24 protein-coding genes are annotated in these 26,453 nt (G+C 54.4%); 11 read left to right on the forward strand and 13 right to left on the reverse strand.

The genetic code is table 11. From position 1 onward, the window contains the following. The first annotated feature begins 328 nt into the window (after positions 1–328). Together C8D90_RS17870 and C8D90_RS17875 are read left to right on the forward strand one after the other, a co-directional pair. Positions 329–2,110: a sigma-54 interaction domain-containing protein gene (locus C8D90_RS17870; RefSeq protein ID WP_115459821.1), complete on the forward strand. Its 1,782-nt coding sequence runs from the start codon at positions 329–331 to the stop codon at positions 2,108–2,110. A 232-nt stretch (positions 2,111–2,342) separates the two neighbouring features. Beyond that, a complete protein-coding gene (locus tag C8D90_RS17875; protein ID WP_115459822.1) occupies positions 2,343–3,827 on the forward strand; it encodes a tetratricopeptide repeat protein in 1,485 nt (494 codons plus the stop codon). Here C8D90_RS17875 and C8D90_RS17880 read toward each other — a convergent pair. Further along, positions 3,824–4,162 (reverse strand): 1,4-dihydroxy-2-naphthoate prenyltransferase, encoded by a 339-nt coding sequence (locus C8D90_RS17880; RefSeq protein WP_115459823.1) that lies wholly within the window; start codon positions 4,160–4,162, stop codon positions 3,824–3,826. The genes C8D90_RS17875 and C8D90_RS17880 overlap by 4 nt on opposite strands. A gap of 274 nt (positions 4,163–4,436) precedes the next feature. Then, positions 4,437–4,979 carry a single-stranded DNA-binding protein SSB1 gene (gene ssb1, locus C8D90_RS17885; RefSeq protein ID WP_115459824.1) on the reverse strand — a complete coding sequence of 181 codons (543 nt, stop codon included), beginning with the start codon at positions 4,977–4,979 and terminating at the stop codon, positions 4,437–4,439. Positions 4,980–5,273: 294 nt separating this feature from the next. Here ssb1 and uvrA point away from each other — a divergent pair, with 294 nt between their 5' ends. Next, positions 5,274–8,108 (forward strand): excinuclease ABC subunit UvrA, encoded by a 2,835-nt coding sequence (uvrA, locus tag C8D90_RS17890; protein ID WP_115459825.1) that lies wholly within the window; start codon positions 5,274–5,276, stop codon positions 8,106–8,108. A gap of 139 nt (positions 8,109–8,247) precedes the next feature. Here the strand turns inward: uvrA and C8D90_RS17895 are convergent, their stop codons facing one another. The 3 genes from C8D90_RS17895 to C8D90_RS17905 all read right to left on the reverse strand — a co-directional run bounded on the left by C8D90_RS17895 (position 8,248) and on the right by C8D90_RS17905 (position 10,333). Beyond that, positions 8,248–8,595 carry an MmcQ/YjbR family DNA-binding protein gene (locus C8D90_RS17895; RefSeq protein ID WP_115459826.1) on the reverse strand — a complete coding sequence of 116 codons (348 nt, stop codon included), beginning with the start codon at positions 8,593–8,595 and terminating at the stop codon, positions 8,248–8,250. A 4-nt stretch (positions 8,596–8,599) separates the two neighbouring features. Continuing rightward, positions 8,600–9,016 (reverse strand): secondary thiamine-phosphate synthase enzyme YjbQ, encoded by a 417-nt coding sequence (locus C8D90_RS17900; protein ID WP_115459827.1) that lies wholly within the window; start codon positions 9,014–9,016, stop codon positions 8,600–8,602. A 123-nt stretch (positions 9,017–9,139) separates the two neighbouring features. After that, positions 9,140–10,333 (reverse strand): amino acid aminotransferase, encoded by a 1,194-nt coding sequence (locus C8D90_RS17905; RefSeq protein WP_115459870.1) that lies wholly within the window; start codon positions 10,331–10,333, stop codon positions 9,140–9,142. A 1,289-nt stretch (positions 10,334–11,622) separates the two neighbouring features. On the opposite strand from C8D90_RS17905, the gene C8D90_RS17910 reads away from it, so the two are divergent. Both C8D90_RS17910 and C8D90_RS17915 read left to right on the forward strand, forming a co-directional pair. Next, on the forward strand, positions 11,623–12,591 hold the full coding sequence (locus C8D90_RS17910) for a winged helix-turn-helix domain-containing protein (RefSeq protein WP_115459871.1): 969 nt from the start codon (positions 11,623–11,625) through the stop codon (positions 12,589–12,591). 29 nt (positions 12,592–12,620) lie between these two features. Continuing rightward, positions 12,621–13,199 (forward strand): helix-turn-helix transcriptional regulator, encoded by a 579-nt coding sequence (locus C8D90_RS17915; protein ID WP_162844419.1) that lies wholly within the window; start codon positions 12,621–12,623, stop codon positions 13,197–13,199. Positions 13,200–13,219: 20 nt separating this feature from the next. Here the strand turns inward: C8D90_RS17915 and alr are convergent, their stop codons facing one another. Together alr and dnaB are read right to left on the reverse strand one after the other, a co-directional pair. After that, the gene (alr, locus tag C8D90_RS17920; RefSeq protein ID WP_115459829.1) at positions 13,220–14,299 is read right to left on the reverse strand and encodes an alanine racemase; all 1,080 of its coding nucleotides are present in this window, start codon (positions 14,297–14,299) and stop codon (positions 13,220–13,222) included. Positions 14,300–14,370: 71 nt separating this feature from the next. Beyond that, positions 14,371–15,780 carry a replicative DNA helicase gene (gene dnaB / locus C8D90_RS17925; protein WP_115459872.1) on the reverse strand — a complete coding sequence of 470 codons (1,410 nt, stop codon included), beginning with the start codon at positions 15,778–15,780 and terminating at the stop codon, positions 14,371–14,373. A gap of 101 nt (positions 15,781–15,881) precedes the next feature. On the opposite strand from dnaB, the gene C8D90_RS17930 reads away from it, so the two are divergent. Next, entirely contained in the window at positions 15,882–16,871 is a 990-nt protein-coding gene (locus C8D90_RS17930; RefSeq protein ID WP_115459830.1) for an NADPH:quinone reductase, read from the forward strand. Here the strand turns inward: C8D90_RS17930 and C8D90_RS17935 are convergent. The 3 genes from C8D90_RS17935 to dusA all read right to left on the reverse strand — a co-directional run bounded on the left by C8D90_RS17935 (position 16,868) and on the right by dusA (position 18,960). After that, on the reverse strand, positions 16,868–17,440 hold the full coding sequence (locus C8D90_RS17935) for a sugar O-acetyltransferase (RefSeq protein WP_115459831.1): 573 nt from the start codon (positions 17,438–17,440) through the stop codon (positions 16,868–16,870). The genes C8D90_RS17930 and C8D90_RS17935 overlap by 4 nt on opposite strands. Before the next feature lie 80 nt (positions 17,441–17,520). Next, positions 17,521–17,751, reverse strand: a complete 231-nt coding sequence (pspG, locus tag C8D90_RS17940) for an envelope stress response protein PspG (RefSeq protein ID WP_115459832.1) — start codon at positions 17,749–17,751, stop codon at positions 17,521–17,523. Between the two features lie 150 nt (positions 17,752–17,901). Continuing rightward, positions 17,902–18,960, reverse strand: a complete 1,059-nt coding sequence (gene dusA / locus C8D90_RS17945; protein WP_196238522.1) for a tRNA dihydrouridine(20/20a) synthase DusA — start codon at positions 18,958–18,960, stop codon at positions 17,902–17,904. A 319-nt stretch (positions 18,961–19,279) separates the two neighbouring features. On the opposite strand from dusA, the gene C8D90_RS17950 reads away from it, so the two are divergent. The 4 genes from C8D90_RS17950 (at position 19,280) to zur (ending at position 21,245) form a co-directional block, all read left to right on the forward strand. After that, positions 19,280–19,882 (forward strand): TetR/AcrR family transcriptional regulator, encoded by a 603-nt coding sequence (locus tag C8D90_RS17950; protein ID WP_115459833.1) that lies wholly within the window; start codon positions 19,280–19,282, stop codon positions 19,880–19,882. 139 nt (positions 19,883–20,021) lie between these two features. Continuing rightward, positions 20,022–20,183: a hypothetical protein gene (locus C8D90_RS22110; protein ID WP_162844420.1), complete on the forward strand. Its 162-nt coding sequence runs from the start codon at positions 20,022–20,024 to the stop codon at positions 20,181–20,183. Positions 20,184–20,294: 111 nt separating this feature from the next. After that, the gene (locus C8D90_RS17955; RefSeq protein WP_115459834.1) at positions 20,295–20,594 is read left to right on the forward strand and encodes a chemokine-binding protein; all 300 of its coding nucleotides are present in this window, start codon (positions 20,295–20,297) and stop codon (positions 20,592–20,594) included. A 135-nt stretch (positions 20,595–20,729) separates the two neighbouring features. Then, a complete protein-coding gene (gene zur, locus C8D90_RS17960; protein WP_115459835.1) occupies positions 20,730–21,245 on the forward strand; it encodes a zinc uptake transcriptional repressor Zur in 516 nt (171 codons plus the stop codon). A gap of 48 nt (positions 21,246–21,293) precedes the next feature. Here the strand turns inward: zur and dinF are convergent, their stop codons facing one another. The 3 genes from dinF to C8D90_RS17975 all read right to left on the reverse strand — a co-directional run bounded on the left by dinF (position 21,294) and on the right by C8D90_RS17975 (position 23,828). Further along, complete coding sequence (gene dinF / locus C8D90_RS17965; protein WP_268991131.1) at positions 21,294–22,610, reverse strand: MATE family efflux transporter DinF; 1,317 nt, start codon at positions 22,608–22,610, stop codon at positions 21,294–21,296. A 96-nt stretch (positions 22,611–22,706) separates the two neighbouring features. Next, positions 22,707–23,315: a transcriptional repressor LexA gene (gene lexA / locus C8D90_RS17970; RefSeq protein WP_115459837.1), complete on the reverse strand. Its 609-nt coding sequence runs from the start codon at positions 23,313–23,315 to the stop codon at positions 22,707–22,709. Positions 23,316–23,462: 147 nt separating this feature from the next. Further along, complete coding sequence (locus C8D90_RS17975; protein WP_115459838.1) at positions 23,463–23,828, reverse strand: diacylglycerol kinase; 366 nt, start codon at positions 23,826–23,828, stop codon at positions 23,463–23,465. A gap of 127 nt (positions 23,829–23,955) precedes the next feature. Here C8D90_RS17975 and plsB point away from each other — a divergent pair, with 127 nt between their 5' ends. Further along, positions 23,956–26,436 carry a glycerol-3-phosphate 1-O-acyltransferase PlsB gene (plsB, locus tag C8D90_RS17980; RefSeq protein WP_115459839.1) on the forward strand — a complete coding sequence of 827 codons (2,481 nt, stop codon included), beginning with the start codon at positions 23,956–23,958 and terminating at the stop codon, positions 26,434–26,436. Positions 26,437–26,453 lie beyond the last annotated feature (17 nt).

A 26,453-nucleotide genomic window follows, 5' to 3' on the forward strand; every position in this document is an offset into this window, starting at 1 on the left:
AGTGTGAGACAGGCCACATAAGCCTGTGTATAACCGTTAATAAAAGGTAAAAATGACCTGTGCAATAATTCACCGGGCTTGTCTTTCTCTCTTTTTATTTATCACCGTAGTTTTGGGTATCTATTTCAGCTTGATATTCCAACCCAAAATGATAGCTAACGGAAGATTATTATCATTTTGAGAACAAAGTGTGATGCCTTTTGCAGAATTTCCTTTATGTGCCCAAACGCGATGTAAGCCTATAAACCCGCCCCTGCCCTTGATGTATTATCGGTTAAGGCTAACGGCCAATGCTCTTTAACCCGAACGCGAAGGGAAGATTTAAATCATGACGCCAGTAAACGCCCAGTCTGCACTGATGCAGATCCAGCCAACAATACTGCGGTTCACCAAAATGCTTGCCAGCGTTTTGCAGCTTGAGGTAGAAATTGTTGACGCTAACATGATACGGGTATCGGGAACCGGCCCCTATGGCAAGTTTTTCGGTCGCAAATTGAACAGCAACTCCCGCCTGCTGCGGCACGTACTCGATACGCAGGAAGAGAAGGTTGTCATTCACTCCCGTTTCGATCCCGTCTGTGACGGGTGCACGAATAAAGAAAACTGCCGCGAAAAAGCCTTTTTAGGCATTCCGATTATGTTTCAGGACTGTTGTATCGGCGTTATCAGCCTCGTGGCGTTTACACCCGAGCAGCAGGAACGGATAAAGGATAACTTTCAGGAATTCTTTGATTATATTCGCCACATCTCAAATATATTTGTTTCAAAATTATTGGAAAAGCAGGGCGCGGATAGCGGAATAAATAAAGTATTCCTCAGCCTGATAGAAAATATGGACCAGGGCGTCCTGGTGTTGGATGAAAAAAACCAGGTTAAGTTCGCCAATGAAACCGCACTGAAACAGCTGAGTTTCCATCAGCAGCAAATCGTGGGAAAAACAATTAATATCCGCCCCCTGACATTTCAACAAAATTATACCAGCGGCCATCTGCAGCACATTGTTTCCTTTGACGATCATCAGGAACTGATTATTGGTCAGTTGCACGATATTCAGGACCACCAGCTCTTTTTGATGGCGTTCCACCAATCCCATTCACTGATCAATCTGGACTTTAATCAGGACGACCCGCGTATTGAACATCTGGTCGGCGAATGTAAATCCATGCGCGCACTCAAGCGCCTGGTCGCCCGTATCGCATCCAGCCCTTCCAGCGTAATGGTGGTCGGGGAAAGCGGTACCGGTAAAGAAGTGGTGGCCCGCGCGATTCATCGCCTGAGCGATCGTAATGACAAGCCGTTTATCGCCATCAACTGCGCCGCCATTCCTGACCAATTGCTGGAAAGCGAGCTGTTCGGTTATGTGAAAGGCGCATTTACCGGCGCGTCGCCAAACGGCAAAGTCGGCCTGATACAGGCGGCAAACAACGGCACGCTGTTCCTGGATGAAATCGGCGATATGCCGCTGATGTTACAGGCTAAGCTGCTGCGCGCCATTGAGTCGCGCGAGGTGATGCCCATCGGCTCCAGCAAACCCATTACCGTCAATATCCGTATCATCTCCGCCACGAACCAGAACCTTGAGCAGTACATTACCGAAGGTAAATTCCGTGAGGATCTCTACTACCGTCTCAATGTCATCCCGATGACGCTGCCACCCTTGCGCGAACGGCAAGGCGACATCGACCTGCTGGTGCACCATTTTCTCAACACGCATACCAAGCGCATCGGCAGCGTTTATCCCGGCATTACGCCGGAAGTGCTTGAAATGCTGAAGCAGTATCGCTGGCCCGGCAACGTACGCGAACTCAGTAACCTGATGGAGTACCTGGTTAACGTGGTCCCCAATGGCGAGGTCATTGACGCGGCGCTGCTGCCGCCGAACCTGGTTAGCGGGCAAACGTTGCGCAGCTACCGTGAAAACGACTCCCCTTACCACAGCGCTGCGGCTTGTGAAAATCACGGAGCCAGTGGTCTGGAAAATATGGAGAGACAGATGATTGAAGAAGCGCTCAGCCGCCACGCCAACAAAAAACAGGTCGCGGAGGAGCTGGGTATTGGCATTGCCACCCTGTATCGCAAGATAAAGAAGTACGAACTGGCGTCACATTAAGCGATGCTCCACATAATGACTCAGGTTGCAGCGTGCGCGATTTAGCGCCACTGCAACTTGTTTTCTTCTCTTCCGGCGCCGCCGTCGCGCAAATAGGCCAAATATAAATTTGGTCTGTTAATCTTTGATTTTATAATTTACCCTCTTATCAGAAAAATCCTTGCATCATAATATGGTGCAACGCCGCCCCGGTGTAATGACTGTCCAATGATAACTAAGGGAATAGAGTGAAATGAGGAATCAATCACCAGACAGGAAGCAGTTGGTTGAGCAGCTAATTTCCGCCGGGAAATACGATGAAGCCTGGAAAATAATACTTAAATTTATAAGAAAAAAGCCTAAAGATACTTACTTTCTGAATGAGGCGGCCAGGCTGGCCCGCTATGAAAAGAAATATCAGGAGAGTAAGGCGTATTACCAAAAAATATTATCCCTTGCCCCAAATGATGTCGTCGCATGGAACGGTTTCGGCATCCTTAGCTATGAACACGGTCATTACGATGAAGCGGAGAAGTACTATAAAAACGCGGTAAGGTTGCTGAAAAACTATCCCGCCTGCCATAACAACCTGGGGATATTGCTGCATAAGCTGTATCGTCATGAAGAAGCAATCCACCATTATCAAACAGCGCTGGAACAGAAGCCGGATCACTATGAGGCGCGCTACGGCCTCAGCGCAGCCCTGGCGCACATTGGTCGTTCGGAAGAGGCGATCCGCAATCTGGACTATCTGGTAAAACACAGGCCGGATGACATCAGGGCACAGACGGCTCTGGGCATGCTGCTGATTCAACAAGGGAAATATCGCGAAGGATGGCCGCTTTACCGTGGCCGCTATGCGACAAACAACGCACACGCATTTGCCGTTTCCCCCAGATTCAACAGGCCATACTGGGAAGGCGGAGATCTGACGGGGAAAACGATCCTGGTGTTTACCGAGCAGGGATACGGTGATGAGATTCAGTTCAGCCGCTATATTTCCCGGCTCAAAAGCGAAAAAGGCGCCGCCATAGTTTATTTCGTCAGCAGAGAAGAAACGTCTTCGCTATTCCGCACACTGCCCGGCGTTGACCTGATTATCGAAAAGAAGCAAGACACCACCTATCCCAACTTTCATACCTGGATCATGCTGCTGGACCTGCCGTATCACTTCACGGATACGTCCGATCCTTTTGCGCCCCTCCCCGACTATCTGAAGATTCCGGAAACGCGAAAAGCATTACCCGTCGCTGCGGACCTTCCGCGCATCGGCCTGGTATGGAAAGGAAATCCACAGCATAAAAATGATAATTATCGCTCACTTCCGGGCCTGAATGCGCTTGCGCCATTGTGGTCCGTTCCCGGTATCGCCTGGTTCAGTTTACAAAAGGGGGCAGGCGAGGAAGAAATAGAGGCTGCGTCCGGGCAGCAACCGCTGACGGCGCTGGGGCACACGTTTAATGACTATATGGATACGGCCGCAGCAATCGCGGAAATGGATCTGATCATCACCGTTGATACTTCCGTTGCGCACCTCGCGGGCGCGCTGAATAAGGCATGCTGGGTGCTGATTCCGGCGATCGGCACAGACTGGCGCTGGTCCCGGACCTCTTCGGTGACACCGTGGTATCCCGCCATGAAGCTGTACCACAGCCGCAGCGACGGTGAGTGGCATGACGCCATTTCAGCCGTCAGACAGTCTCTGGAAGCGTGGCGCAACGCCTGGCGGCCGTCTTAATGCACCAGAAGAATGCCCATAATAAACAGGCATACCATCAGAGGCGCAGCCAGCAGCAGGAGTTCCAGCATGCGCTTTAACGGGCGAGCGATTTCACTCCCCGGCGTACGCGCCAGCGCAATGCTGCCCAGTAAAACGGCCACCACGGAAAGTACGCCGGCCAGTGAAAGATCGACCACTAATACCGACATTTTCCACATGTTGAAGGCTCCCTGCGAAGCCATCGACTGTATTTGTCCGGCAGAAAACCATTGCCATAACAGCAGGCAGCAAGGGATCAACCAGGAGGAAAGGGCGAAAATCCAGGAAATGCGTCGGGTTGCAGATATTTGCATATGGGCGCTCCGGCTCAATAATATTTTCTTTTATAAGGGTGAGATGTTCTCTGTGTGCGTCTTTTGCGTCGGTGAGATGCTAAGCCCGCTGACGCGAAACTTTTCTGCGACGGCAACATTGTACCCATTCCCGGAAAACAAGAATTACTGAATCGGAATGTTGCCCGTACGCTAATCTGTTGATGCTAAAGTCCCGGCGCCAGAGCCGGGACTTTATTTTCAATATTCAGCAAATCATAAACGTTCATTTGCCAAAAACGGCTGATGTACTAAATCAGAACGGGATATCGTCGTCAAAATCCATCGGCGGTTCATTATTGCCTGGCTGCGGCGCGCTCTGCGGACGGGACTGAGGCTGACCGCCGCCGCTGAACTGCTGGCCACCGCCCTGCGGCTGCTGAGGCTGACCCCAACCGCCCTGCTGGCCCGCAGGCTGACCGCCGCCCATCGGCGCGCCGGCACCCTGCTGACGGCCACCCAGCATCTGCATGGTGCCGCCAACGTTAACCACCACTTCCGTGGTGTAACGATCCTGACCATCCTGCCCCTGCCACTTACGCGTACGCAGCTGGCCTTCGATATAAACCTGTGAACCTTTACGCAGATATTCGCCGGCAACCTCCGCCAGCTTGCCGAACAACACCACGCGGTGCCATTCGGTGATTTCTTTCTGCTCGCCGGTTTGTTTGTCACGCCAGGACTCCGAAGTCGCCAGAGTAAAGTTGGCGACGGCCCCACCGTTCGGCATATAGCGGACTTCCGGGTCTTGCCCCAGATTTCCGACGAGAATTACTTTGTTAACGCCTCTGCTGGCCATTTCGGGTCTCCTGATGATGTAGTTTTCTGAACTCTAAACCGCAAAGTTTACCACGCCAATCGCCGGACGGCACCCGCGGATCGATCTTGTAAACGCCTTCGCATCTTTCTATAACCTCATTACAGTATTGCACATTAATACTGGATATCCATTCAGGATTAATTGTGCCATAATTGCTCGTTTAGTACGCCGTTGCGTGATGTGGCCCGAGTCCGGACAGACCCCGTTGCAGAGCGAGACAGCGTTATCCGCAACAGAAACATGATGGCCAAGTCTCATCGGGGACATATTTGAATGGATAAAATTGAAGTACGGGGCGCACGTACCCACAACCTAAAGAATATCAACCTGATTATCCCGCGCGATAAACTGATCGTCGTTACCGGTCTCTCCGGTTCGGGGAAATCCTCGCTGGCGTTCGACACCCTGTATGCTGAGGGTCAGCGCCGCTATGTCGAATCCTTGTCGGCTTATGCGCGCCAGTTTCTTTCGCTGATGGAGAAACCGGACGTAGACCACATTGAGGGGTTGTCGCCGGCCATCTCCATCGAGCAGAAGTCCACCTCGCACAACCCGCGCTCCACCGTGGGCACCATTACCGAAATACACGATTACCTGCGTTTGCTGTTCGCCCGCGTCGGCGAGCCGCGCTGTCCGGAGCATGATATTACGCTGGCGGCGCAGACGGTCAGTCAGATGGTAGACAACGTGCTGACTCAGCCGGAAGGCAAACGCCTGATGCTGCTGGCGCCGATCGTGAAAGAGCGTAAGGGCGAGCACACCAAGACACTGGAAAACCTGGCAACGCAGGGTTATATCCGCGCCCGCATCGACGGCGAGGTGTGCGACCTCTCCGATCCGCCGAAGCTGGAGCTGCAAAAGAAACACACCATCGAAGTGGTGGTTGACCGATTTAAAGTGCGGGAGGATCTGGCCCAGCGTCTGGCGGAATCTTTTGAAACTGCGCTGGAGCTTTCCGGCGGCAGCGCAGTGGTCGCGGACATGGACGATCCCAACGCGCCGGAGTTGCTGTTTTCCGCCAACTTTGCCTGCCCGATCTGTGGCTACAGTATGCGCGAACTGGAACCGCGCCTGTTTTCCTTCAATAACCCGGCCGGCGCCTGCCCCACCTGCGACGGGCTTGGCGTGCAACAATATTTCGATCCGGACCGCGTGGTGCAGAACACCGAGATCTCCCTGGCGGGCGGCGCCATCCGCGGCTGGGATCGCCGCAACTTTTACTATTTCCAGATGCTGAAGTCGCTGGCGGACCATTATCATTTTGATGTTGAGGCGCCCTTCGACACGCTGCCGGAAAAAGTCCGCAAGGTGATCCTGAATGGCTCCGGCAAGGAATCCGTAGAATTCAAATACATCAACGATCGCGGCGACACCACGGTACGACACCATCCGTTCGAAGGCGTGCTGAACAACATGGAACGCCGTTATAAAGAGACGGAATCCCAGGCCGTGCGTGAAGAGCTGGCCAAATACATCAGCAACCGCCCCTGCACCGCCTGCGGTGGTACGCGCCTGCGCGAAGAAGCCCGCCACGTTTTTGTCGAAAACACTACGCTGCCGCAAATTTCCGAGCTGAGCATCGGCAGCGCGCTGCATTTTTTCAGCGACCTGAAGCTACAGGGGCAGCGGGCGCAAATTGCAGAGAAGGTGCTGAAAGAAATCGGCGATCGCCTGCGGTTCCTGGTTAACGTCGGCCTGAATTACCTGAGCCTGTCGCGTTCGGCGGAAACCCTCTCCGGCGGCGAAGCGCAGCGTATCCGCCTCGCCAGCCAGATCGGCGCCGGCCTGGTCGGCGTGATGTACGTGCTCGATGAGCCTTCCATCGGCCTGCATCAGCGTGACAACGAACGTCTGCTGGAAACCCTGATACACCTGCGTAACCTGGGCAACACGGTTATCGTGGTGGAGCATGATGAAGACGCCATTCGCGCCGCCGATCACGTAATCGACATCGGCCCCGGCGCCGGGGTACACGGCGGTGAAATCGTCGCTCAGGGAACGGTTGATGAAATCATGGCGGTTCCCGGTTCACTGACGGGCCAGTATCTGAGCGGCGCGAAAGAAATCGCGATTCCGGCACAGCGGGTGCCTGCCGATCCGAACAAGGTGCTCAAGCTCTCCGGCGCCAAAGGAAACAACCTGAAGGACGTTACGCTGACGCTGCCGGTTGGGTTGTTTACCTGCATCACCGGGGTGTCCGGCTCCGGGAAATCCACGCTGATTAACGACACGCTGTTCCCTATCGCCCAGCGTCAACTGAACGGCGCGACGTTGTCGGAAGCAGCGCCGTACCGGGAGATCGAAGGGCTGGAGCACTTCGATAAGGTTATCGACATCGACCAAAGCCCCATCGGGCGAACCCCGCGTTCTAACCCGGCGACTTACACCGGCGTCTTCACCCCGGTGCGCGAACTGTTTGCCGGCGTGCCCGAAGCGCGTGCCCGTGGCTATACGCCCGGTCGCTTCAGCTTTAACGTCCGCGGCGGCCGCTGCGAAGCCTGCCAGGGCGACGGCGTGCTCAAGGTGGAAATGCACTTCCTGCCGGACGTGTACGTTCCCTGCGATCAGTGCAAGGGCAAACGCTACAACCGTGAAACGCTGGAGATCAAATACAAGGGGAAAAGCATTCACGAAGTGCTGGATATGACGATCGAAGAAGCACGCGAATTCTTCGACGCCGTTCCTGCTCTGGCGCGTAAGCTGCAAACGCTGATGGATGTCGGGCTGTCTTATATCCGGCTTGGTCAGTCGGCGACGACGCTGTCAGGGGGCGAAGCCCAGCGCGTTAAGCTGGCGCGCGAGCTGTCCAAACGCGGCACCGGACAGACACTGTACATCCTGGATGAGCCTACCACCGGGCTGCACTTCGCCGATATTCAGCAACTGTTGGACGTCTTGCATCAGTTGCGCGATCAGGGCAACACAATCGTGGTGATTGAGCATAACCTGGACGTGATCAAAACCGCTGACTGGATCGTCGATCTGGGGCCGGAAGGCGGCAGCGGCGGCGGCGAAATCCTGGTGTCCGGCACGCCGGAAACCGTGGCGAAGTGTGAGAAGTCCCACACCGCACGTTTCCTGAAGCCATTGCTGGAAAAGAAAAAGTAACGCAAATAACAAGGGGGCACTCGCCCCCTTTTGTTTCTTCCCTTCTCATCATCCCAACGGGATTTTTAATTTCACGCTAAGTCTGTATTCTATCGGCCGCTTTTTGCGGCATTCTTATCTTTATCGGCAAATCAATGTATTACAGTTCCTGCAACGAATTCTCCGGCAAACGCCCCAGCGCCAGCTGATACGAACCGTCCACCAGTTTATAAACCAGTGAGTCATTCAGTGAGCCGTCCAGGTACAACGTACTCCAGTGCGCCTTGTTCAGATTCTGGCTGGGTACAATCTCGCGGTATTCGTTGCGCAACCTGCGCGCCTGTTCGCAGCTGGTTTTCACCGATACCGCCAGACGGCCCTCCGACGGGTCCACCATGGCGAACATCACGCCGCCGACTTTAACCTGGTTGGCGTTCCAGCGGTTCTTTTGGCTCTGTTCCGCGCCAGGCTTTGCCATGCAATATTGTAAAAAAGCCGAATGATTCATGAATCTAATCCCCTTGTACAGTTGCCACTATCCGGCGGGCGCCGCCGTGAATACGGTGCTCACCGAGCCAAACCCCCTGCCAGGTTCCCAGCAACAGTCTGCCGTTGCCCACAGGCAAGGTCAGAGAGGTTCCCAACAGCGACGACTTAACGTGCGCCGGCATATCGTCGGCGCCCTCATAGTCATGCTCATAGGGAGCATCTTCCGGCACGGAGCGTAAGAAATGGCACTCCATATCGTCCCGGACGGTGGGATCACAGTTTTCATTGAGGGTTAACGACGCCGAGGTGTGTTGCAGCAGCAAGTGCAGCAACCCCACCCGCACTGAAACCAGTTGCGGAAGCTTTTCGATGATTTCACCTGTAATCAGATGGAAACCGCGGGGTTTGGCGCTAAGAACCAGCGTTTGCTGAAACCACATCGTCTGACGTCCTCAATAAGTATATTCTTTGTACAGTTTGCGGCAACTCTTGATGCGATCTTTACAAAAAATTAATGAAATGAATAAGCGGAACGGCAGGAAATGCCGTTCCGGAGGGGAAAATTACTGTACGGCGGCAATGGCTTGCGCAACACGCTGCGCATTTGCCCGGTTCATTCCGGCAACGCACATACGGCCGCTGTGAATCAGGTACACGCCGAACTCCTCGCGCAGGCGATCCACTTGCTGTGCGCTAAGCCCGGTATAGCTGAACATGCCGCGTTGCGTCAGCAGGTAATCAAAGTTGCGCGCCGGCAGCACCTCTTTCAGCGAATCCACCAACGTCTGGCGCATGGTGAGAATGCGCAAACGCATGCTTTCCACTTCGTCCAGCCATTGCGCCTTGAGTTGCGCATCATTCAGCACCGCCGACACCAGCTGTGCCCCATAATTCGGCGGGCTGGAGTAATTACGGCGCACCGTCGCTTTCAGTTGGCCCAGCACCTTTAAGGCGTTTTGCGCATCATCACAGACCACGGACAAGCCGCCGACACGTTCGCCGTACAAGGAGAAAATTTTAGAGAACGAGTTGCTGACCAGGCAGGGCAACCCGGCCTGCGCCATCGCGCGGATGGCGTAGGCATCGTCGTCCATACCTGCGCCGAATCCCTGATAAGCGATATCCAGGAACGGGATCAGCTCACGCTCGCGCACCACGTTGATAACGCGATCCCACTGTTCGTGCGTCAGATCTGAGCCCGTGGGATTATGGCAGCACGGATGCATCAGCACGATGCTGCGCGGCGGCAGTTGCGACAGGGTATCCAGCATGCCGGTGATATTCACGCCCAGCGTTTCAGGATCAAAGTAAGGATACTGGTGAACGCGGAAACCGGCGCCGCTGAAAATCGCGACGTGGTTTTCCCAGGTCGGGTCACTGACCCAGACTTCGGAGTCAGGGAAGTAGTACTTGAGGAAATCAGCACCAATCTTGAGCGCGCCGGAGCCGCCAATCGTTTGAACGGTCGCGATACGTTGTTGCTGAACCATCGGGTGAGCGTCGCCAAACAGCAGAGTCTGTATGGCGCTACGGTAAGGGGCCAGTCCTTCCATCGGCAGGTAAAGCGACGCAGAGGAGGGACGGGCCAGCAGCCTGTCTTCTGCACCGGCCACGGCCTTCAGCCGCGGAACCACACCATTTTCATCATAGTACAGCCCGATACTCAGGTTGACCTTGTCCGCCCGGGGATCTTGTTTGAATGTTTCCATCAGTGAGAGGATGGGATCGCCTGCATAAGCATCTACATGCTGGAACACGGTGTTACTCTCCTCAAAAAAGTGAATGGCAGGGTATGGCCATGAATTTTTAATAATAATACAGATATAGAGGTAATAGTCATTACATTGGTAATTACCTGCGTGATTTATCTCAGAAATATCGGTATAAAATGAGATTTCTGTCATTCACTCTTAGCAGATAAGTGAAATTTCCTGGGTTTACAAATAAAATCATAAAGTAATAATCACACAAAAATGCAGAACTAAAAACCAAGCAAACCAAAACATTAAGACTTTAAAACCAAATTAAACCAAATATCTGGTTATAAACATTGCATATTCTATTTGAAGAAAAAATACAACTCATCCATGATTTTTGTCCATACGTTCCCAATATTAGTAATAACGCGTGGAATATGACTTATTCAGTACGCATTCTGGCGCATCACGAAAAGTCTGTTGCCAGCATAAGACCCTGCGTTATATAGGGTTTTGTCCGATTTATCATAGCGACAACAAAACAGCAAAACTTTCCAATAAACCACAAAAAAATCGAGGTAAATATTCCAATACCGGGAAAAAAGCCGTGTACCGCGACAAATAATCATTCTTAAATTTTGTTTACTTTATCGCAAAGAACAGGCAAAACTCATCGTATCACGCAGACTGACAGAGAGATTGCATTAAAATGTGAACTAAAACAGAATAAATACGATTAAATCAAGCCTGATGAAACATAAAGGTATCATTAACATAAATGAACTATATAATTGTTCAGGTGATAGCTAAGACTTTTCTATAAAAATCGCATATGAAGAACAGGATATCGTTTGCTTATCTTCTTATAAGAAAAACAGCCGGTATTATTATGAGACTCAGCTTGCCAGAACGAAACTCCCGCTTGGATATATATTGAGCATCCTGCGTTCATTTTATGGACACAAAACGGCGCAGAGTTTACTGACCTCAATAATAATTTCCGTCCTTATTGTATGACTTTGAATAAATATGACTGCACGCCGGAGAATTATTCTCCTATCATGACAATAATGATTTCTGATGTCTGGAATAGCAGCACAGAACCGATCATATCTGCCGATAACACTATTGGTGTTTATCACAAACATATTCAGCCGCAGTAACATTAGCGTGCTTAATAAAATTTCGTTGAAAGATCGGGAGGTTATTCACTCACTTTCAGGAGGCGACATGTCGCTGTAATCCGGCCAACCGGATATATCAGACTATGTCAGTAAATCGTGGCCGGGAAATGATTCACCGGTACCGGGCCGTTACCCATGCATCATGGATTGTGAATGGATGTAGCAATGAAAACTAAAAAATATATTTTTAATCAGATTATTACGTTTAATGTCGATATGGGTAACCTGAGTATTTCGGGTATGTCCGAACACGATGCTATCCCTATCGCCAATCCTGCACAGCGTTTACTTTTATTACTTATTGCCAATCAAGGTCAGGTTGTCAGTCGCGAGGATATCTTTAAAAAGGTCTGGGATGACCATGGATTAATATCCAGTAATAATAACTTGAATCAGTGTGTTAGTCGTTTACGTAAAGTAATCCGCACGCTGGGTATTGAAGACGAGTTCATCGTCACCGTACCCAAAATCGGTTTTATGCTTGAACCGGAAATCCAGGTAGATATTTGTGATATCCGCGAGTCAGAGTCGCCAGAAGCGCTGAAAATACCCAATCCTCCTCAGCCACTCGCCGCGAATGAACCGGCACAGCCCCCAATTTCCAGGACCAGACAAGCGCCTCAGCCCGCCAACACCCGCCGCATCAGAAGCGCTGTACCACGGCAGTATGTGCTTACCGCCACCATTTGCGCAGCGACGGCCTTTATCGGATGGCTGCTGTTTTTAGTGTTAATACCGTCTCCGACTTCAGCGCATAAAGAGCTTTTTCTCGGTAATATCGACTCTTGCAAGGTATTTTTAAGCAACAGCAGTCCGAGCGAAGAACCTAATTCACAGCTCAAACACGATCTATTGCAGCTCACTTCCTCTTATTCAATGAGCTGTAAAGGAAATGAATTTCTTCTATTACGGCAGGAAAGATACCCGGGAACGCTCATCAACGGCATCACCCGTTTTCAGTTGAATAAATGCACAACATTGCAGGGTTACAAAGCCGAAATATGTTCCAATCATATCGCCGGGCTTAACACCAACGGCGACCTCAATATCATTCATCCCACCAGCAAATGGCAGTTTGCCGAAGAGAAATGGCTAATGGCGCACACAGGCAGCGATGATGAGTTCAGTCTATGATAAGCGCAAAGGAACCCACTGATATTCTGGTGCTGGAGCCGTCGCATTTTATTGTAGAAGGTATCAAGGGCATAATGGCGCCGGAGTGCAACGCAGGGAAAATCACGGCGGTAAATAGCCTGATGGAGTTGGCATTCAGCCTGAACAAGATGAAGAAACAAGTTATTGTCATGGAGTTATATAACCATACGGACAATGTCTGTGACTCGATACGCTTCATTCTGAATATCAGACCAAGCTATCACCAGCACCGCTGGATTATTCTGACGGATATATTCCATGAGGGGATATCGCGCTTGCTGTCCCATCCGGCGGCAATCACGCTATTGCCTAAAAGCGAAGCACTAGCCTGCATTTCCGGGCACCTGAACAACAATATCGCTTCAGGCACAGGTTACCATGATCTGCATAATCCGCTATCCGGCGGTGAATGGCAGATACTGCAGATGATGGTGCGCGGCATCCGTGAGAAGGATATTTCCACGCGTCTCAACCGTAGCTATAAAACGGTCAGCAGCCAAAAACTCAACATTATGAGGAAATTACAGCTAAGCAAAACGGATTTTCTCAAACTGCTGCTTGAACTGAGGAAACGCGCGCTGACCTAGCGGCAGCGCGCGGTGAGGCGTTACGCTCCCGTATATTCCATCGAGACGCGCGAGGTAAGCTTGGTGATAAGCTCATAGGTGAGGATGCCGGTACAGGCGGAGATTTTCTCCACCGGCAGATCGGCACTCCACATGATCACCTCGTCACCGACTTTATCTGCGGCGCCGGGGCCGAGATCGACGGTAATCATGTCCATGGAGACCCGGCCTACCAGCGGAACTTCCCGGCCATTAATCAACACCGGCGTTCCTGACGGCGCGCTGCGCGGATAGCCATCGCCATAGCCTATCGCCACGACGCCCAGGCGGGTGTCGCGCGGGCTTACCCAGGCGCCGCCATAGCCGACAGGTTCCCCGGCCTTATGCTCACGCACCGCGATCAGGCTGGATTTCAGCGTCATCACCGGCTTCAGGCCGTAATGCGCGCCGTAAGGCTCGGCCAGCGGCGAAACGCCGTACAGGATAATGCCCGGCCGTACCCAGTCGCGATGCGCCTGCGGCCACAGCAGAATCCCGCCGGAAGCGGAGATAGACTGCAATCCGGGTTTACCGGCGACGAAGCGATCAAAACAGGCGATCTGCTTCGGCGTCGCATCGGATTCGGGCTCATCCGCCCGGCTGAAATGACTCATCATGTTAACCGGCTGTGCAACATTCCGGCAGTCGCACAGACGTTGCCAGAATGCTTCCGCCTGCTCGGGGCGCACGCCCAGGCGATGCATGCCGGTATCCAGTTTCATCCACACCTTCACCGGGCGCTCCAGCTCGGCCTGTTCCAGCGCGATCAGTTGTTCCTCGCTGTGTACCGCGGTCTCAATGTTATTCGCCACCAGAACGGCCAGGTCATCGGCGGAGAAAAACCCCTCCAGCAACAGAATCGGTTTCACGATACCGCCGGAGCGCAGCCGCAGCGCTTCATCAATACGCGCCACGCCATACGCGTCAGCATCCGACAACGTATGCGCCGTTTCCAGTAATCCGTGCCCGTAGGCGTTGGCCTTCACCACGGCAACCAAGCGGCTGTGTGGCGCAAATGTTCTGATGCATTGCAGATTATGGCGCAACGCATCGCGATCGATGACGGCAGTTGCCGCTTTCATTTTGATTCCTTGGAAGAAGAAGGTTAAGTGTTGGAGGCCCGCGATAGGCGGACCTCCTGCCGATGCCGTGGTTATTCTTCGTCGAACTGCGGCCCCGCGTAGTTGTCGAAACGCGACCACTGCCCGTTAAATGTCAGGCGTACCGTACCGATGGGGCCGTTACGCTGTTTACCGATAATGATTTCTGCGATGCCTTTCAGGTCGCTGTTTTCGTGATACACCTCATCACGATAAATGAACATGATCAGGTCGGCATCCTGTTCAATAGAGCCGGATTCACGCAGGTCGGAGTTTACCGGGCGCTTATCCGCACGCTGTTCCAGCGAGCGGTTAAGCTGCGACAGGGCCACGACCGGCACCTGCAGCTCTTTAGCCAGCGCTTTGAGTGAGCGGGAGATTTCAGCGATCTCCAGCGTTCGGTTGTCCGACAGGGCAGGTACACGCATCAGCTGAAGATAGTCGATCATGATCATACTCAGCCCGTCGTGCTCACGGAAAATACGGCGGGCGCGGGAGCGGACTTCCGTCGGCGTCAGGCCTGAGGAGTCGTCGATGTACATGTTGCGTTTCTCCAGCAGGATGCCCATAGTGCTGGAAATACGCGCCCAATCCTCATCATCAAGCTGGCCGGTACGGATGCGGGTCTGATCGACGCGCGAAAGCGAGGCCAGCATACGCATCATGATTTGTTCGCCGGGCATTTCCAGGCTGAATATCAGCACCGGTTTGTCCGACGTCATCGCCACGTTTTCACACAGGTTCATGGCGAAGGTGGTTTTCCCCATTGAGGGACGCGCCGCCACGATAATCAGGTCAGAGTTCTGTAATCCGGCGGTCTTTTTATTCAGATCCTGATAGCCGGTATCTGCGCCGGTAACCCCGTCATGCGGACGCTGGTAAAGCTGTTCGATACGGGAAACCGTGTCTTCCAGAATACGATCGATGCCTTTCGGACCTTCGTCTTTACTGGCGCGGTTTTCCGCTATCTGGAATACCCGCGACTCCGCCAGATCCAGCAGCTCTTCGCTGCTGCGCCCCTGGGGATCGTAACCGGCGTCGGCAATTTCATTTGCTACCGCAATCATTTCCCGCACCACCGCGCGTTCCCGCACGATGTCGGCATAAGCGCCGATGTTCGCTGCGCTGGGCGTATTTTTCGACAGTTCGGCCAGGTAGGCGAAACCGCCGACGCTGTCCAGATCGCCGCGCTGCTCCAGGGATTCAGAGAGCGTGATCAGGTCAATCGGTTTCCCCATCTCCAGCAAACGCTGCATTTCGGTGAAGATCAGGCGATGCGGACGGCTGTAAAAATCGTTGGAAACCACGCGTTCTGCCACGTTGTCCCAGCGTTCGTTGTCCAGCATTAACCCGCCCAGCACGGACTGCTCCGCTTCCAGGGAATGCGGGGGCAATTTCAGCCCTTCTACCTGGCGATCGCGCGGTGTCTCATTCTGTTTGTTGGTGGGTCTGTTTCCTGCCATAGTGAGATGCTTTGTCTGTAATGAAGTGGTGGCGTGCCAGTATACCTGATACATCACATCTTTGCCGACTTCGTCTGTCTGATTCAACCCAAGGAGACTCTATGGCTACACGTATCCGTTTCAGCGCCCATGGCGGCCCTGAAGTTCTTGAATATGAGGAATTTACGCCGAATCCTCCGGCAGAGGGCGAAGTACAGGTCAGCAATAAAGCTGTCGGCATCAACTATATTGACACCTATATCCGCAGCGGACTGTATCCATTAACACACTTTCCTTCCGGGCTGGGTTCCGAAGCCGCCGGCGTGGTACTCAGCGTGGGCGCCGGCGTCACCGGCATCCGGCCCGGCGACCGCGTAGTGTATGCCCAGAGCGCGCTCGGCGCTTACGCCAGCGTGCATAACGTGGCGGCAAAAAATATCGCTCCGTTGCCCGACGCAATCAGCTTTGAACAGGCGGCGGCTTCTTTCCTGAAAGGTTTGACCGTGCAGTATCTGCTGCGGCGCACGCACCGCGTCGAGAGCGGGGAAACCATTCTGTTTCATGCCGCCGCGGGCGGCGTGGGGCTTATCGCCTGTCAATGGGCGAAGGCGTTGGGCGTCAGGCTTATCGGCACCGTGGGTTCCGATGAGAAAGCCGCCCGCGCCCGCGCAGCCGGCGCATGGGCGACGATTAACTACCGGACGGAAGATATCGCCAAACGCGTCGCAGAACTGACCCATGGCGAAAAAGTCGGCGTGGTGTATGACTCCGTCGGGAAAGATACCTGGCTGCCTTCGCTCAACAGCCTGAAAGTACGCGGGCTGATGGTCAGCTTAGGCAACGCTTCCGGCCCGGTGACCGGCGTCGATCTCGGCATTCTCAATCAGAAGGGTTCCCTGTTCGTCACCCGTCCTTCCCTCAACGGTTATATCAACAGCCGTCAGGATCTGCTCGACGCCAGTCAGGAGCTGTTCTCGCTGATCGCCGACGGCGCCATTAAGGTTGATGTGCCCGCGCAGCAGCGATTCCCGCTGCGCGAAGCGAAGCGCGCCCATGAGATGCTGCAAAGCCGGGCGCTGAGCGGCTCCAGTTTGTTAATTCCGGAAGATTAATCGAGGCTGCGGATCACCCTGGCAGGTTGCCCCATTGCCAGTACGTTGGCAGGGATGTCATGGGTGACGATGCTGCCGGCGGCAATCGTCGTGTTATCTCCGATGGTGACACCGGATAAAATCACGACATTGCCGCCAATCCAGACGTTATTTCCCACCACGATTGGCTTGGCGTGCGTCAGAAACGGGCGCGCCGGGTCGCCGGTCATGCGTTCCCCAGCCCTGATGGGATGATTGGGCGTGTAGAACTGGGCATTGGGGCCGATTAGTACGTTGCCGCCAATAGTGATGGTATTGCAGTCGAGAAATACGGCGTTGACGTTGATGAACGTATTACGCCCGACGTTGACGTGGCTGCCGTAGTCGCACCAAAACGGCTGCTCGATCCAGCTTTCGTCTCCCCAGGCGCCAAACAGCTCACGCAGTAAACGGTTCTTTTCGGCAAAATCCTGTGAATCCAGCGTACTCAACTCACGGGTCAGCTTACGCGCCCGGTGATACATGCCCAGCAATTCCGGATCGCGCGAATTGTAATTCTCTCCGCGCAGCAATTTTTCATGTTCAGTCATGGTCCCGCCTCAAAAAAGGATGTGGCGCCTATGCTACCCGGACGGCGACGGGAAAACCGCCCGTTTTTTCACAGATAAGATCAGTAATAACGGCGATAGCGGCGCGGCTGCGGCTTCTGCACGGCGCGATAGATCCATACGCCGATAATCGCCAGCAGCAACCAGGGCAGCAGCTTGATCACCAGGGCAAACAAACCACCAAATACCATCAGCATCGCAGCGGCAAACACAGCGGCGATCACGCCCAGAATAGATACCCCGGTCATCATCAGCACCACCACAAAGCCAACGACAAAAATAAACTCAAGCATGGCAATCTCCCGCAAAGTTAGGCTAAACCATAACGGTTACCTGTTGCCGGAGATGTATCAAGAAGCGTGCCAACATACCATAAACCTAACTTATTGATTTATGGTACGTCGACGGTAACAGAAGTGGGATGAATAGTGAAACTAACTAATTTATGGTGATTCTGACCGCACACGGGTAACGAATTGCAGCGCTTGCTCAACCACCTCAATGCCGGCGCCGGGCTTGTGGGCATTCTCGCTCAGATGCCGCCGCCACTGGCGCGCGCCGGGGATGCCCTGAAACAGGCCAAGGATATGGCGCGTGATATGCCCCAGATAAGTCCCCGCCGTCAGTTCCCGCTCAATATAAGGATACAGCGCCCGGATCACCGCAATGCTGTCAGGCTGCATGGCAGAAGAGGCGAACAGTTCGCGATCCACCTGCGCCAGAATGCCCGGATTTTGGTATGCCTCGCGCCCCACCATCACGCCGTCCAGATGCGCCAGATGATTTTTGGCTTCCTCAATCGACTTCACCCCACCGTTGATGGCGATGGTCAAGTGCGGGAAATCTTTCTTCAACTGATATACCCGCGGGTAATCCAGCGGCGGGATCTCGCGGTTTTCCTTCGGCGAAAGGCCGGAGAGCCAGGCTTTGCGCGCATGGACGATGAAGGTATCGCATCCGCCCTGCTCCGCAACCGTAGAAATGAAGTCGCATAAAAATGCGTAGCTGTCCTGATCGTCGATACCGATGCGGGTTTTCACCGTAATCGGAATGGAAACCGCATCACGCATTGCTTTCACACAGTCAGCCACCAGTTGGGCTTCGCCCATCAGGCAGGCACCGAAACGGCCGTTTTGCACACGATCCGATGGGCAGCCAACGTTCAGGTTAACCTCATCATAGCCCCGCTGCTGCGCCAGCTGCGCGCAATGCGCCAGCGCGGCCGGATCGCTGCCGCCCAGTTGCAACGCCAGCGGATGCTCTTCTTCGCAGTAAGCCAGGTAGTCGCCTTTGCCGTGAATGATTGCGCCAGTGGTCACCATTTCGGTGTACAGCAAGGCCTGCTTGCTCAGCAAGCGGTGGAAGTAACGGCAGTGGCGATCCGTCCAGTCGAGCATCGGGGCGACAGAAAAGCGGTTAAGCGGGTATTTCCCCACGTTTTCTCCAGCGGTGTTGTCCGGTTGCAACGTTTTTTGCGGCTCTTGATTAGGGTACATTTTCATACTTATCAACGAATTCGAAGCGCCCTTACGCGTTAAGCGGTCTGCGATGAAGGGCGGCGGAGGCGCAGTTTACCATAACAAAGCAAGCCGTTCCCATGCCTGCAGAACACCGGCTGCCTCCTGAATCCTTGCCCTGCACGCACTTCAATCCCCGCGATAATAGGCACGTTCCCTACTTTCTTTCCCGGCATTGCGTTACTCTTATTCTATGCCCCGCGGGGCTCTGCATCATACTGTAAACAAAAATGTACACGCTAAATAGTCCCGCTTGTTATTATCATTATTGACCTAGACCAACCGGTCTACTAATATCTTTCACATGAACAAGACAACGACCGCGACCAACAATACCTGTGAACACATTCTGGATGTGGGCGAGAAGTTGATTCTCAACCTTGGCTTTACCGCCATGGGGCTGAATGAGTTGCTTGCCACCGCCGGAGTACCGAAGGGTTCGTTTTACCATTACTTCAAATCGAAAGAGAAGTTTGGTGAGGCGTTGCTTAATCGTTATTTCAGCGATTATGTCATTACGTCGAAAGAGCGGTTTGCGGATCCGAATAAAACACAGCGTCAGCATCTGCTGGATTACTTTTCGCTGTGGATGACCCAAAGCTGCCAGGCGGCCTGCCACAGCAAATGTCTGATGGTGAAATTGGCCGGTGAAGTCAGCGACTTGTCTGAAGTCATGCGTGAAGCGCTGGATCACGGCGTCACGCGCGTTATCGCCCAGCTCAGATCGAGCATTGAGGCCGGCGTGGAAGAAGGTTCATTAGCCATCGATGAAACGCCAGAGCTGCTTGCCGACTCGATTTACTCTTTATGGCTGGGGGCAGCTTTACGGGCTAAGGTCAGCCGATCTGATGCTCCGTTTATCTCAGCCATGCAGCGTACGGAACGCTTGCTGAAGCCCATCGCATAGACCGGCTTTATGCCCACATAACGAGAGTGACGGCTCCGAATGAGCCGGCCATTGTTAGGCATTATTTTTTACCCAAAAACTAGACGACCGGTCTAATAGATAGCCGGCCTGAAAATACTTTTTAGAGAGAGACAATATTATGAAAACCATCGTAATCACCGCACTTATGGCTCTGACCCTGACCGGCTCTGCTTTCGCTCAGACTTTTTCTCAGATGACGCCGAGCGAGCAGCGCGCCACGGTTGTTAACCAACTGAATAACGGCAGCGCCCAGGCTCATCAGATCGGACTGAACAAATAAGCGTTACGCCAGATAACCAGCACCGAATTTACGCATAACGAACGATAATCCGCGCCAGCGTGCTCATTACCGCCGTCGGGTGTCGCCGAAAAGATTAGAGAAGAGACTATTATGAAAACCATCGCAATGACCGCACTTATCGCACTGACCCTGACCGGTTCCGCTTTTGCCCAGACTTTCTCACAGCTCAGCCCGGCAGAACAAAGCGCCCTGGCCTATTCCAACCATAACGGCACCGCTTACGAGCACCAGTTGATGGCAAAACAGAAACTGCAACAGGGGGGTATCGCCGCAGCAAAAGTTAACGGTAGCGCCACGTTCTCTCAATTGAGCGCACAGGATCAACGTGCCGCCGTGATTAACGCTCTGAACAACGGTGATGCTTACGCACATCAGTCTGAAATCAAATAATTATCGGCTTGTCCGTAAAGAACGGGCTGACAGCGGTTTGCGCTGTCAGCCCGTTTTCTCATATCCGTACCGCATCGTTCGGTATGCCCTGCCAAACGTGATAAAATATCCTCAATTATCGGAGGAATTGACGTCATGACCACAACATCCACAGAACGATTGCTTGCACAGGCGGAGCAGATTTGTTTGCAGCGTAACGTCCGGCTGACCCCGCAACGCATGGAAGTCCTGCGGCTGATGTCGGTGCAACACGGCGCCATCAGTGCCTATGATCTGCTCGATCTGCTGCGCGAAACCGAGCCTCAGGCCAAACCGCCGACCATCTACCGGGCGCTGGACTTCTTGCTGGAGCAGGGCTTCATCCACAAAGTCGAGTCCACCAACAGCTATGTGATGTGCCACCACCCGGAAGAACCCAGCCACACGTCGGCCCTGTTCATCTGCCATCGTTGCGGACAGGTAACGGAGCAGACTACCAGCGAAATTCAGGCGCATCTGGAAGCATTAGCGCAGAAGACAGGATTTACGCTGCGACACAGCGTGGTAGAAGCGCACGGATTGTGCGGCGAATGCAGCTCCGTAGAGTCCTGTCAGCAGCGGGAAACCTGCAACCACGACCACAGCGAACCTGAGCAACGTAAAAGACGATAACCGCAGCGCATCATGGTACCGATGAATGCGCCGGGCAGGGATTTCCGTTTATGCCGCGCTGAACCAGGTTCCGGCCTTGTTATGCCGCCGCCAGATCACCCACAGCGACAAACCACGCAGGCTGAGAAACACCGCCAGCGCCAGCCACAAGCCATGATTGCCCAACCAGGGCAGCGTGAGCAGCGTCAGCCCATACCCCAATGTGGCTACCACCATGCTGTTGCGCATTTGCGCACCGCGCGTAGCGCCGATGAACAAGCCGTCCAGCAAATAGCACCACACGCCGAGCAGCGGCAGCACCACCTGCCACGGCAGGAAGTGCATCGCCAGTTCCTGTAATGAAGAGATAGACGTCAGCAGCCGTATGATATGGCCGCCGAAAAGCGCATACGCCACAGAGAAACTCACCGCGACGAGCCCCGCCTGACGGCAGGCCGCCCGCCAGACTTTCCGCAACTGACGATCGTCACGCGCGCCATAGGCCTGACCGGAGTGCGCTTCCACGGCATACGCAAAACCATCCAGCGCATAGGCGGTGAAGGTCAGCAGGTTCATCAGCACCGCGTTGACCGCCACGACGTCGCTGCCCATACGGGCGCCCAGAATGGTCAGTGAAGAAAAGCAGAGTTGCAAAAGCAGGGAACGCAGCATGATATCGCGGTTCAGCGCCAGCACACGACGCAGGTTGCTGCGCCAGGCACCGCGGAAGTCGGCCGGCACCAGGCCGCGCAAACGCATCACGTGCCACACCAACCACAGCCCGAGCAGCAATGTGGCATATTCGGCAATCACCGTCGCCAGCGCCGCACCAGGCACTTTCCAGCCCAGCCCCATAACGAACAGCAGGTCCAGCCCGATATTCAGCACGTTGCCGACGATCAGCAGGATCACCGGCGCCCGCGCATACTGCACCCCGAGCAACCAACCGAGAATAACGAAATTCGCCAGCGCCGCCGGCGCACTCAGCCAACGAATCTGTAAAAACAGGTTGGCCTGCGCCAGCACGTCGGCATTGCCGCCGACCAGCCGCAGCGTCAGCGCAATCAGTGGTTCACGCAACGCCACGATAATCACGCCCGCCAGCACCGCCAGCATCAGCGGCTGCGCCAGCGCGCGCGCCATACCGGCTTTATCCCCGGCGCCGAACGCCTGCGCTGTCAGGCCGGTCGTGCTCATGCGTAAAAAAAGCAGCAGCATGAACAGAAAGCTGGTCGCCATAGCGCCAATGGCAACGCCTCCCAGATAGACAGGGCTGTCGAGATGCCCGATGACCGCCGTGTCTACCAGGCCGAGCAGCGGAATCGTCACGTTGGACAAAATCATGGGGATAGCCAGTCGCCACAATGCTTTGTCAGTCTGATTCACGCTTGCTCCTGTTTCATGCCAATAAAAAAACCACCACCCCTATTATGGGGCGGCAGTCATTATGAGATAACGCTCAGGGATAGAAAACGGAAAAGGTCAGAGCCAGTTACCGTTGCGGATCACGCCTACCGCCAGCCCCTCAATGGTAAAGTTCTGCTCGCGCAAATCCACCACGATCGGCTGGAACTCGCCGTTTTCCGGCAGAAGCTGAACGATGTTGCCCTGTTTTTTCAGGCGCTTAACGGTGACTTCGTCTTCGATACGCGCCACAACCACCTGGCCGTTGCGCACGTCCTGCGTTTTATGTACGGCAAGCAAATCGCCGTCAAGAATACCAATGTCTTTCATCGACATGCCGTTAACCCGCAGCAAAAAATCCGCGTTAGGTTTGAACAGTGACGGATCGACCTGATAGTGGCCTTCAATATGTTGCTCCGCCAGCAGCGGCTCACCCGCCGCAACCTGGCCGATCAGCGGCAGGCCGTTGGCTTCTTCCATCAGTAAGCGGATGCCGCGTGAAGCGCCGGAAACAATTTCAATCACGCCCTTGCGTTGCAGAGCCTTCAAATGCTCTTCCGCTGCGTTAGGGGAACGGAAACCCAGACGCTGAGCAATTTCCGCGCGTGTCGGCGGCATGCCGGTTTGCTCGATGTGATCACGAATCAGGTCATAGACCTGCTGCTGTCTGGCCGTTAATGCTTTCATCCCGCCCCCTGTGCGTTTATACAGTCTTGCTGTGAGTATATACAGGGAAAAGACAATTGAAAACCGGCAATTGCATAATACGGCGGGTTTTATGGCAAAAATCGTCTTTTATTTCGGAAAGGGTGCCTGCGGCATGCCCGTCCTTTCCTAAAGCAGACATTCCCACAGAATGCTGACCCATACGAACAGCGCCATGAAGATCGCCACAAATACCGCGGCCGATCCCATATCCTTGGCGCGGCCGGATAAAACGTGGTGCTCGGGACCAATGCGATCCACCACCGCCTCGATCGCGCTGTTGACGATCTCCAGCATCAGGATCAGCGCCACAGAGCCGATCAGCAAGATGCGCTCCACTACCGACACATCAAGCCAGGCGGCGATAATCACCGCAGCCACCAGCAGGCATGACTCCTGACGAAACGCCGCTTCATTCTGCCACGCCTGTTTCAGCCCCTTGAGAGAGTACCCTGTGGCTTTCACGATCCGCTCAAATCCGGTTGCTTTATTCATTGTATATCCATCTAAAAATTAGAAGTCGCGGCAATTTTAGCGCGTTACCGTTGTCTCATCACCACAGATCTCTGTGTGGTAATCTGGTATTCTTGCCGCGCACAGCTAATAAGAGGCTTTTCGTTTTATGTCCGCCTGGCGTAAATTTTTACTCAATATCCTGAAATTACCCATCAACCTGTTGGTGCGGGGTAAGGCTATTCCCGCCGATCCCGTGGTTGAGCTGAATCTGGACACCACCCGTCCGGTGCTGTATGTCCTGCCTTATGACTCCAAAGCAGACCTGCTGACGCTGCGTAAGCGTTGCCTGGCGCTGGAGCTTCCCGACCCGCTGGAAGCCAACGACATTGACGGCCATCTGCTGCCCCGCCACGTCTTCATTGACCGCGGGCCACGCGTATTCCGCTATTACGCGCCGAAGCCGGAGTCGGTGAAGCTGTTTCATGAGTATCTCGATCTGCACCGCAACAATCCGGCGCTGGATATCCAGATGCTGCCGGTATCGGTGATGTTCGGCCGCTCTCCGGGCCGTGAAGGGCACGAACCTTCCCAAACGCCGCCGCTGCGCCTGCTTAACGGTATTCAGAAATTCTTTGCGATCATCTGGCTGGGACGCGACAGCTTCGTGCGTTTCTCCACCACGGTTTCCCTGCGCTACATGGCGAATGAGCACGGCACCGATAAAACCATCGCGCAGAAACTGGCGCGCGTGGCGCGCATGCACTTCTCCCGCCAGCGTCTGGCGGCGGTAGGGCCGCAGTTGCCGGATCGTCAGGCGCTGTTCAACAAGCTGCTGGCGTCCAAGGCCATTGAAAAAGCCGTGGAAGACGAAGCGCGCACGAAGAAAATTTCCCGCGAGAAAGCCCAGCAGAACGCGATCGTCCTGATGGAAGAGATCGCGGCGAACTTTACCTACGAAGCGGTGCGGCTGACCGATCGCGTATTAAGCTGGACCTGGAACCGCCTGTACCAGGGGATTAACGTCCATAACGCCGAGCGCGTGCGTCAGTTGGCGCAGGACGGTCACGAAATCGTCTATGTGCCCTGCCACCGCAGCCACATGGATTACCTGCTGCTGTCTTACGTGCTGTATCACCAGGGGCTGGTGCCGCCGCACATCGCCGCCGGCATCAACCTGAACTTCTGGCCCGCCGGGCCGATCTTCCGCCGCCTGGGCGCATTCTTTATCCGCCGTACTTTTAAAGGCAACAAGCTTTATTCCACAGTGTTCCGTGAATATCTCGGCGAGCTGTTCAGCCGCGGCTATTCCGTTGAATATTTTATGGAAGGTGGTCGTTCACGCACCGGTCGTTTGCTGGAGCCGAAAACCGGCACGCTGGCCATGACGCTGCAGGCGATGTTGCGCGGCGGCAAACGCCCGATCACGCTGGTGCCGGTTTATATCGGTTACGAACACGTCATGGAAGTGGCGACCTACGCCAAGGAACTGCGCGGCGCGGCCAAAGAGAAAGAGAGCCTGCCGCAGATGGTGCGCGGCCTGCGTAAGCTGCGTAATCTGGGCCAGGGCTACGTGAACTTCGGCGAACCGATTCCGCTGAACGCCTGGCTGAACCATCAGGTGCCCAACTGGCGCGAAGCCATCGATCCGATTGAAGCCCAGCGCCCGAGCTGGCTGACGCCCAGCGTCAACGCCATCGCCAATCAGGTGATGGTCAACATCAACAAATCCGCCGCCGCCAACGCCATGAACCTCTGTTCCACCGCGTTGCTGGCTTCACGGCAGCGGGCGCTGACCCGTGAGCAGTTGCTGGAACAGTTGGAGTGTTACCTGCAACTGCTGCGCAATGCGCCTTATGCCGCCGACGCCACCGTGCCGGCGCTCAGCGCCGAGGCGCTGCTGGAGCACGCCCTGAAAATGGGTAAGTTTGAGGTTGAGAAAGATAACTTCGGCGATCTGATCATCCTGCCGCGCGAGCAGGCAGTGCTGGTGACTTACTACCGTAACAACATCCAGCACATGCTGATCCTGCCTTCGCTGATTGCCAGCATCGTCATGCATCACGGGCGTATCTCGCGCACCGAGCTGCTGCGTCAGATCGATTTGCTCTATCCGATGCTGAAGGAAGAGCTGTTCCTGTATTACGACCGTAAGGATCTGGAACAGGTTCTGGCGCCGGTGGTTCTTGAGCTGGCGCGCCAGCAACTGGTGTTCACCGAAGGCGATGAGCTGGTAATGAATCCCCAGCGTATCCGTCCGTTGCAGCTGATGGCCGCAGGCGTACGCGAAACCCTGCAACGCTACGCGATCACCTTCTCATTGCTCAGCGCCAACCCAAGCATCAACCGCGGCGCGCTGGAAAAAGAGAGCCGCATCATGGCGCAGCGTCTGTCGGTACTGCACGGCATCAACGCGCCGGAGTTCTTCGACAAAGCCGTGTTCGCCACTCTGGTCAACACCCTGCGCGCCGAAGGCTACATCAACGATATCGGCGATGCGATCCGTGAGCACACGCTGGAAGTCTATAATCTGCTGGTCGCCCTGCTGACCCCGGAAGTTAAACTGACGATTGAAAGCGCCAGCATCCCGGCCACGGAGGTCGCTTCTGGCGACGACGGAGAAAAAGCCGCGGATGCCCGCGCGAATTAATCCGTAGCCATCCAGAA

Source organism: Enterobacillus tribolii (assembly GCF_003363015.1).
Taxonomy (GTDB): Bacteria; Pseudomonadota; Gammaproteobacteria; order Enterobacterales; family Enterobacteriaceae; genus Enterobacillus; species Enterobacillus tribolii.

Bases quoted from the DNA above. Each gene is read 5' to 3' on its own strand.
- C8D90_RS17880 (WP_115459823.1), bottom strand. From the start codon at position 4,162: ATGCAAATATCTGCAACCCGACGCATTTCCTGGATTTTCGCCCTTTCC.
- pspG (WP_115459832.1), bottom strand. From the start codon at position 17,751: ATGCTTGAGTTTATTTTTGTCGTTGGCTTTGTGGTGGTGCTGATGATG.
- alr (WP_115459829.1), bottom strand. From the start codon at position 14,299: ATGAAAGCGGCAACTGCCGTCATCGATCGCGATGCGTTGCGCCATAAT.
- dnaB (WP_115459872.1), bottom strand. From the start codon at position 15,780: ATGGCAGGAAACAGACCCACCAACAAACAGAATGAGACACCGCGCGAT.
- C8D90_RS22110 (WP_162844420.1), top strand. From the start codon at position 20,022: ATGAAAACCATCGTAATCACCGCACTTATGGCTCTGACCCTGACCGGC.
- zur (WP_115459835.1), top strand. From the start codon at position 20,730: ATGACCACAACATCCACAGAACGATTGCTTGCACAGGCGGAGCAGATT.
- C8D90_RS17875 (WP_115459822.1), top strand. From the start codon at position 2,343: ATGAGGAATCAATCACCAGACAGGAAGCAGTTGGTTGAGCAGCTAATT.
- lexA (WP_115459837.1), bottom strand. From the start codon at position 23,315: ATGAAAGCATTAACGGCCAGACAGCAGCAGGTCTATGACCTGATTCGT.
- C8D90_RS17910 (WP_115459871.1), top strand. From the start codon at position 11,623: ATGAAAACTAAAAAATATATTTTTAATCAGATTATTACGTTTAATGTC.
- C8D90_RS17930 (WP_115459830.1), top strand. From the start codon at position 15,882: ATGGCTACACGTATCCGTTTCAGCGCCCATGGCGGCCCTGAAGTTCTT.
- C8D90_RS17975 (WP_115459838.1), bottom strand. From the start codon at position 23,828: ATGAATAAAGCAACCGGATTTGAGCGGATCGTGAAAGCCACAGGGTAC.
- C8D90_RS17895 (WP_115459826.1), bottom strand. From the start codon at position 8,595: ATGAATCATTCGGCTTTTTTACAATATTGCATGGCAAAGCCTGGCGCG.
- uvrA (WP_115459825.1), top strand. From the start codon at position 5,274: ATGGATAAAATTGAAGTACGGGGCGCACGTACCCACAACCTAAAGAAT.
- C8D90_RS17900 (WP_115459827.1), bottom strand. From the start codon at position 9,016: ATGTGGTTTCAGCAAACGCTGGTTCTTAGCGCCAAACCCCGCGGTTTC.
- C8D90_RS17955 (WP_115459834.1), top strand. From the start codon at position 20,295: ATGAAAACCATCGCAATGACCGCACTTATCGCACTGACCCTGACCGGT.
- C8D90_RS17950 (WP_115459833.1), top strand. From the start codon at position 19,280: ATGAACAAGACAACGACCGCGACCAACAATACCTGTGAACACATTCTG.
- dusA (WP_196238522.1), bottom strand. From the start codon at position 18,960: ATGAAAATGTACCCTAATCAAGAGCCGCAAAAAACGTTGCAACCGGAC.
- ssb1 (WP_115459824.1), bottom strand. From the start codon at position 4,979: ATGGCCAGCAGAGGCGTTAACAAAGTAATTCTCGTCGGAAATCTGGGG.
- C8D90_RS17935 (WP_115459831.1), bottom strand. From the start codon at position 17,440: ATGACTGAACATGAAAAATTGCTGCGCGGAGAGAATTACAATTCGCGC.
- plsB (WP_115459839.1), top strand. From the start codon at position 23,956: ATGTCCGCCTGGCGTAAATTTTTACTCAATATCCTGAAATTACCCATC.
- C8D90_RS17870 (WP_115459821.1), top strand. From the start codon at position 329: ATGACGCCAGTAAACGCCCAGTCTGCACTGATGCAGATCCAGCCAACA.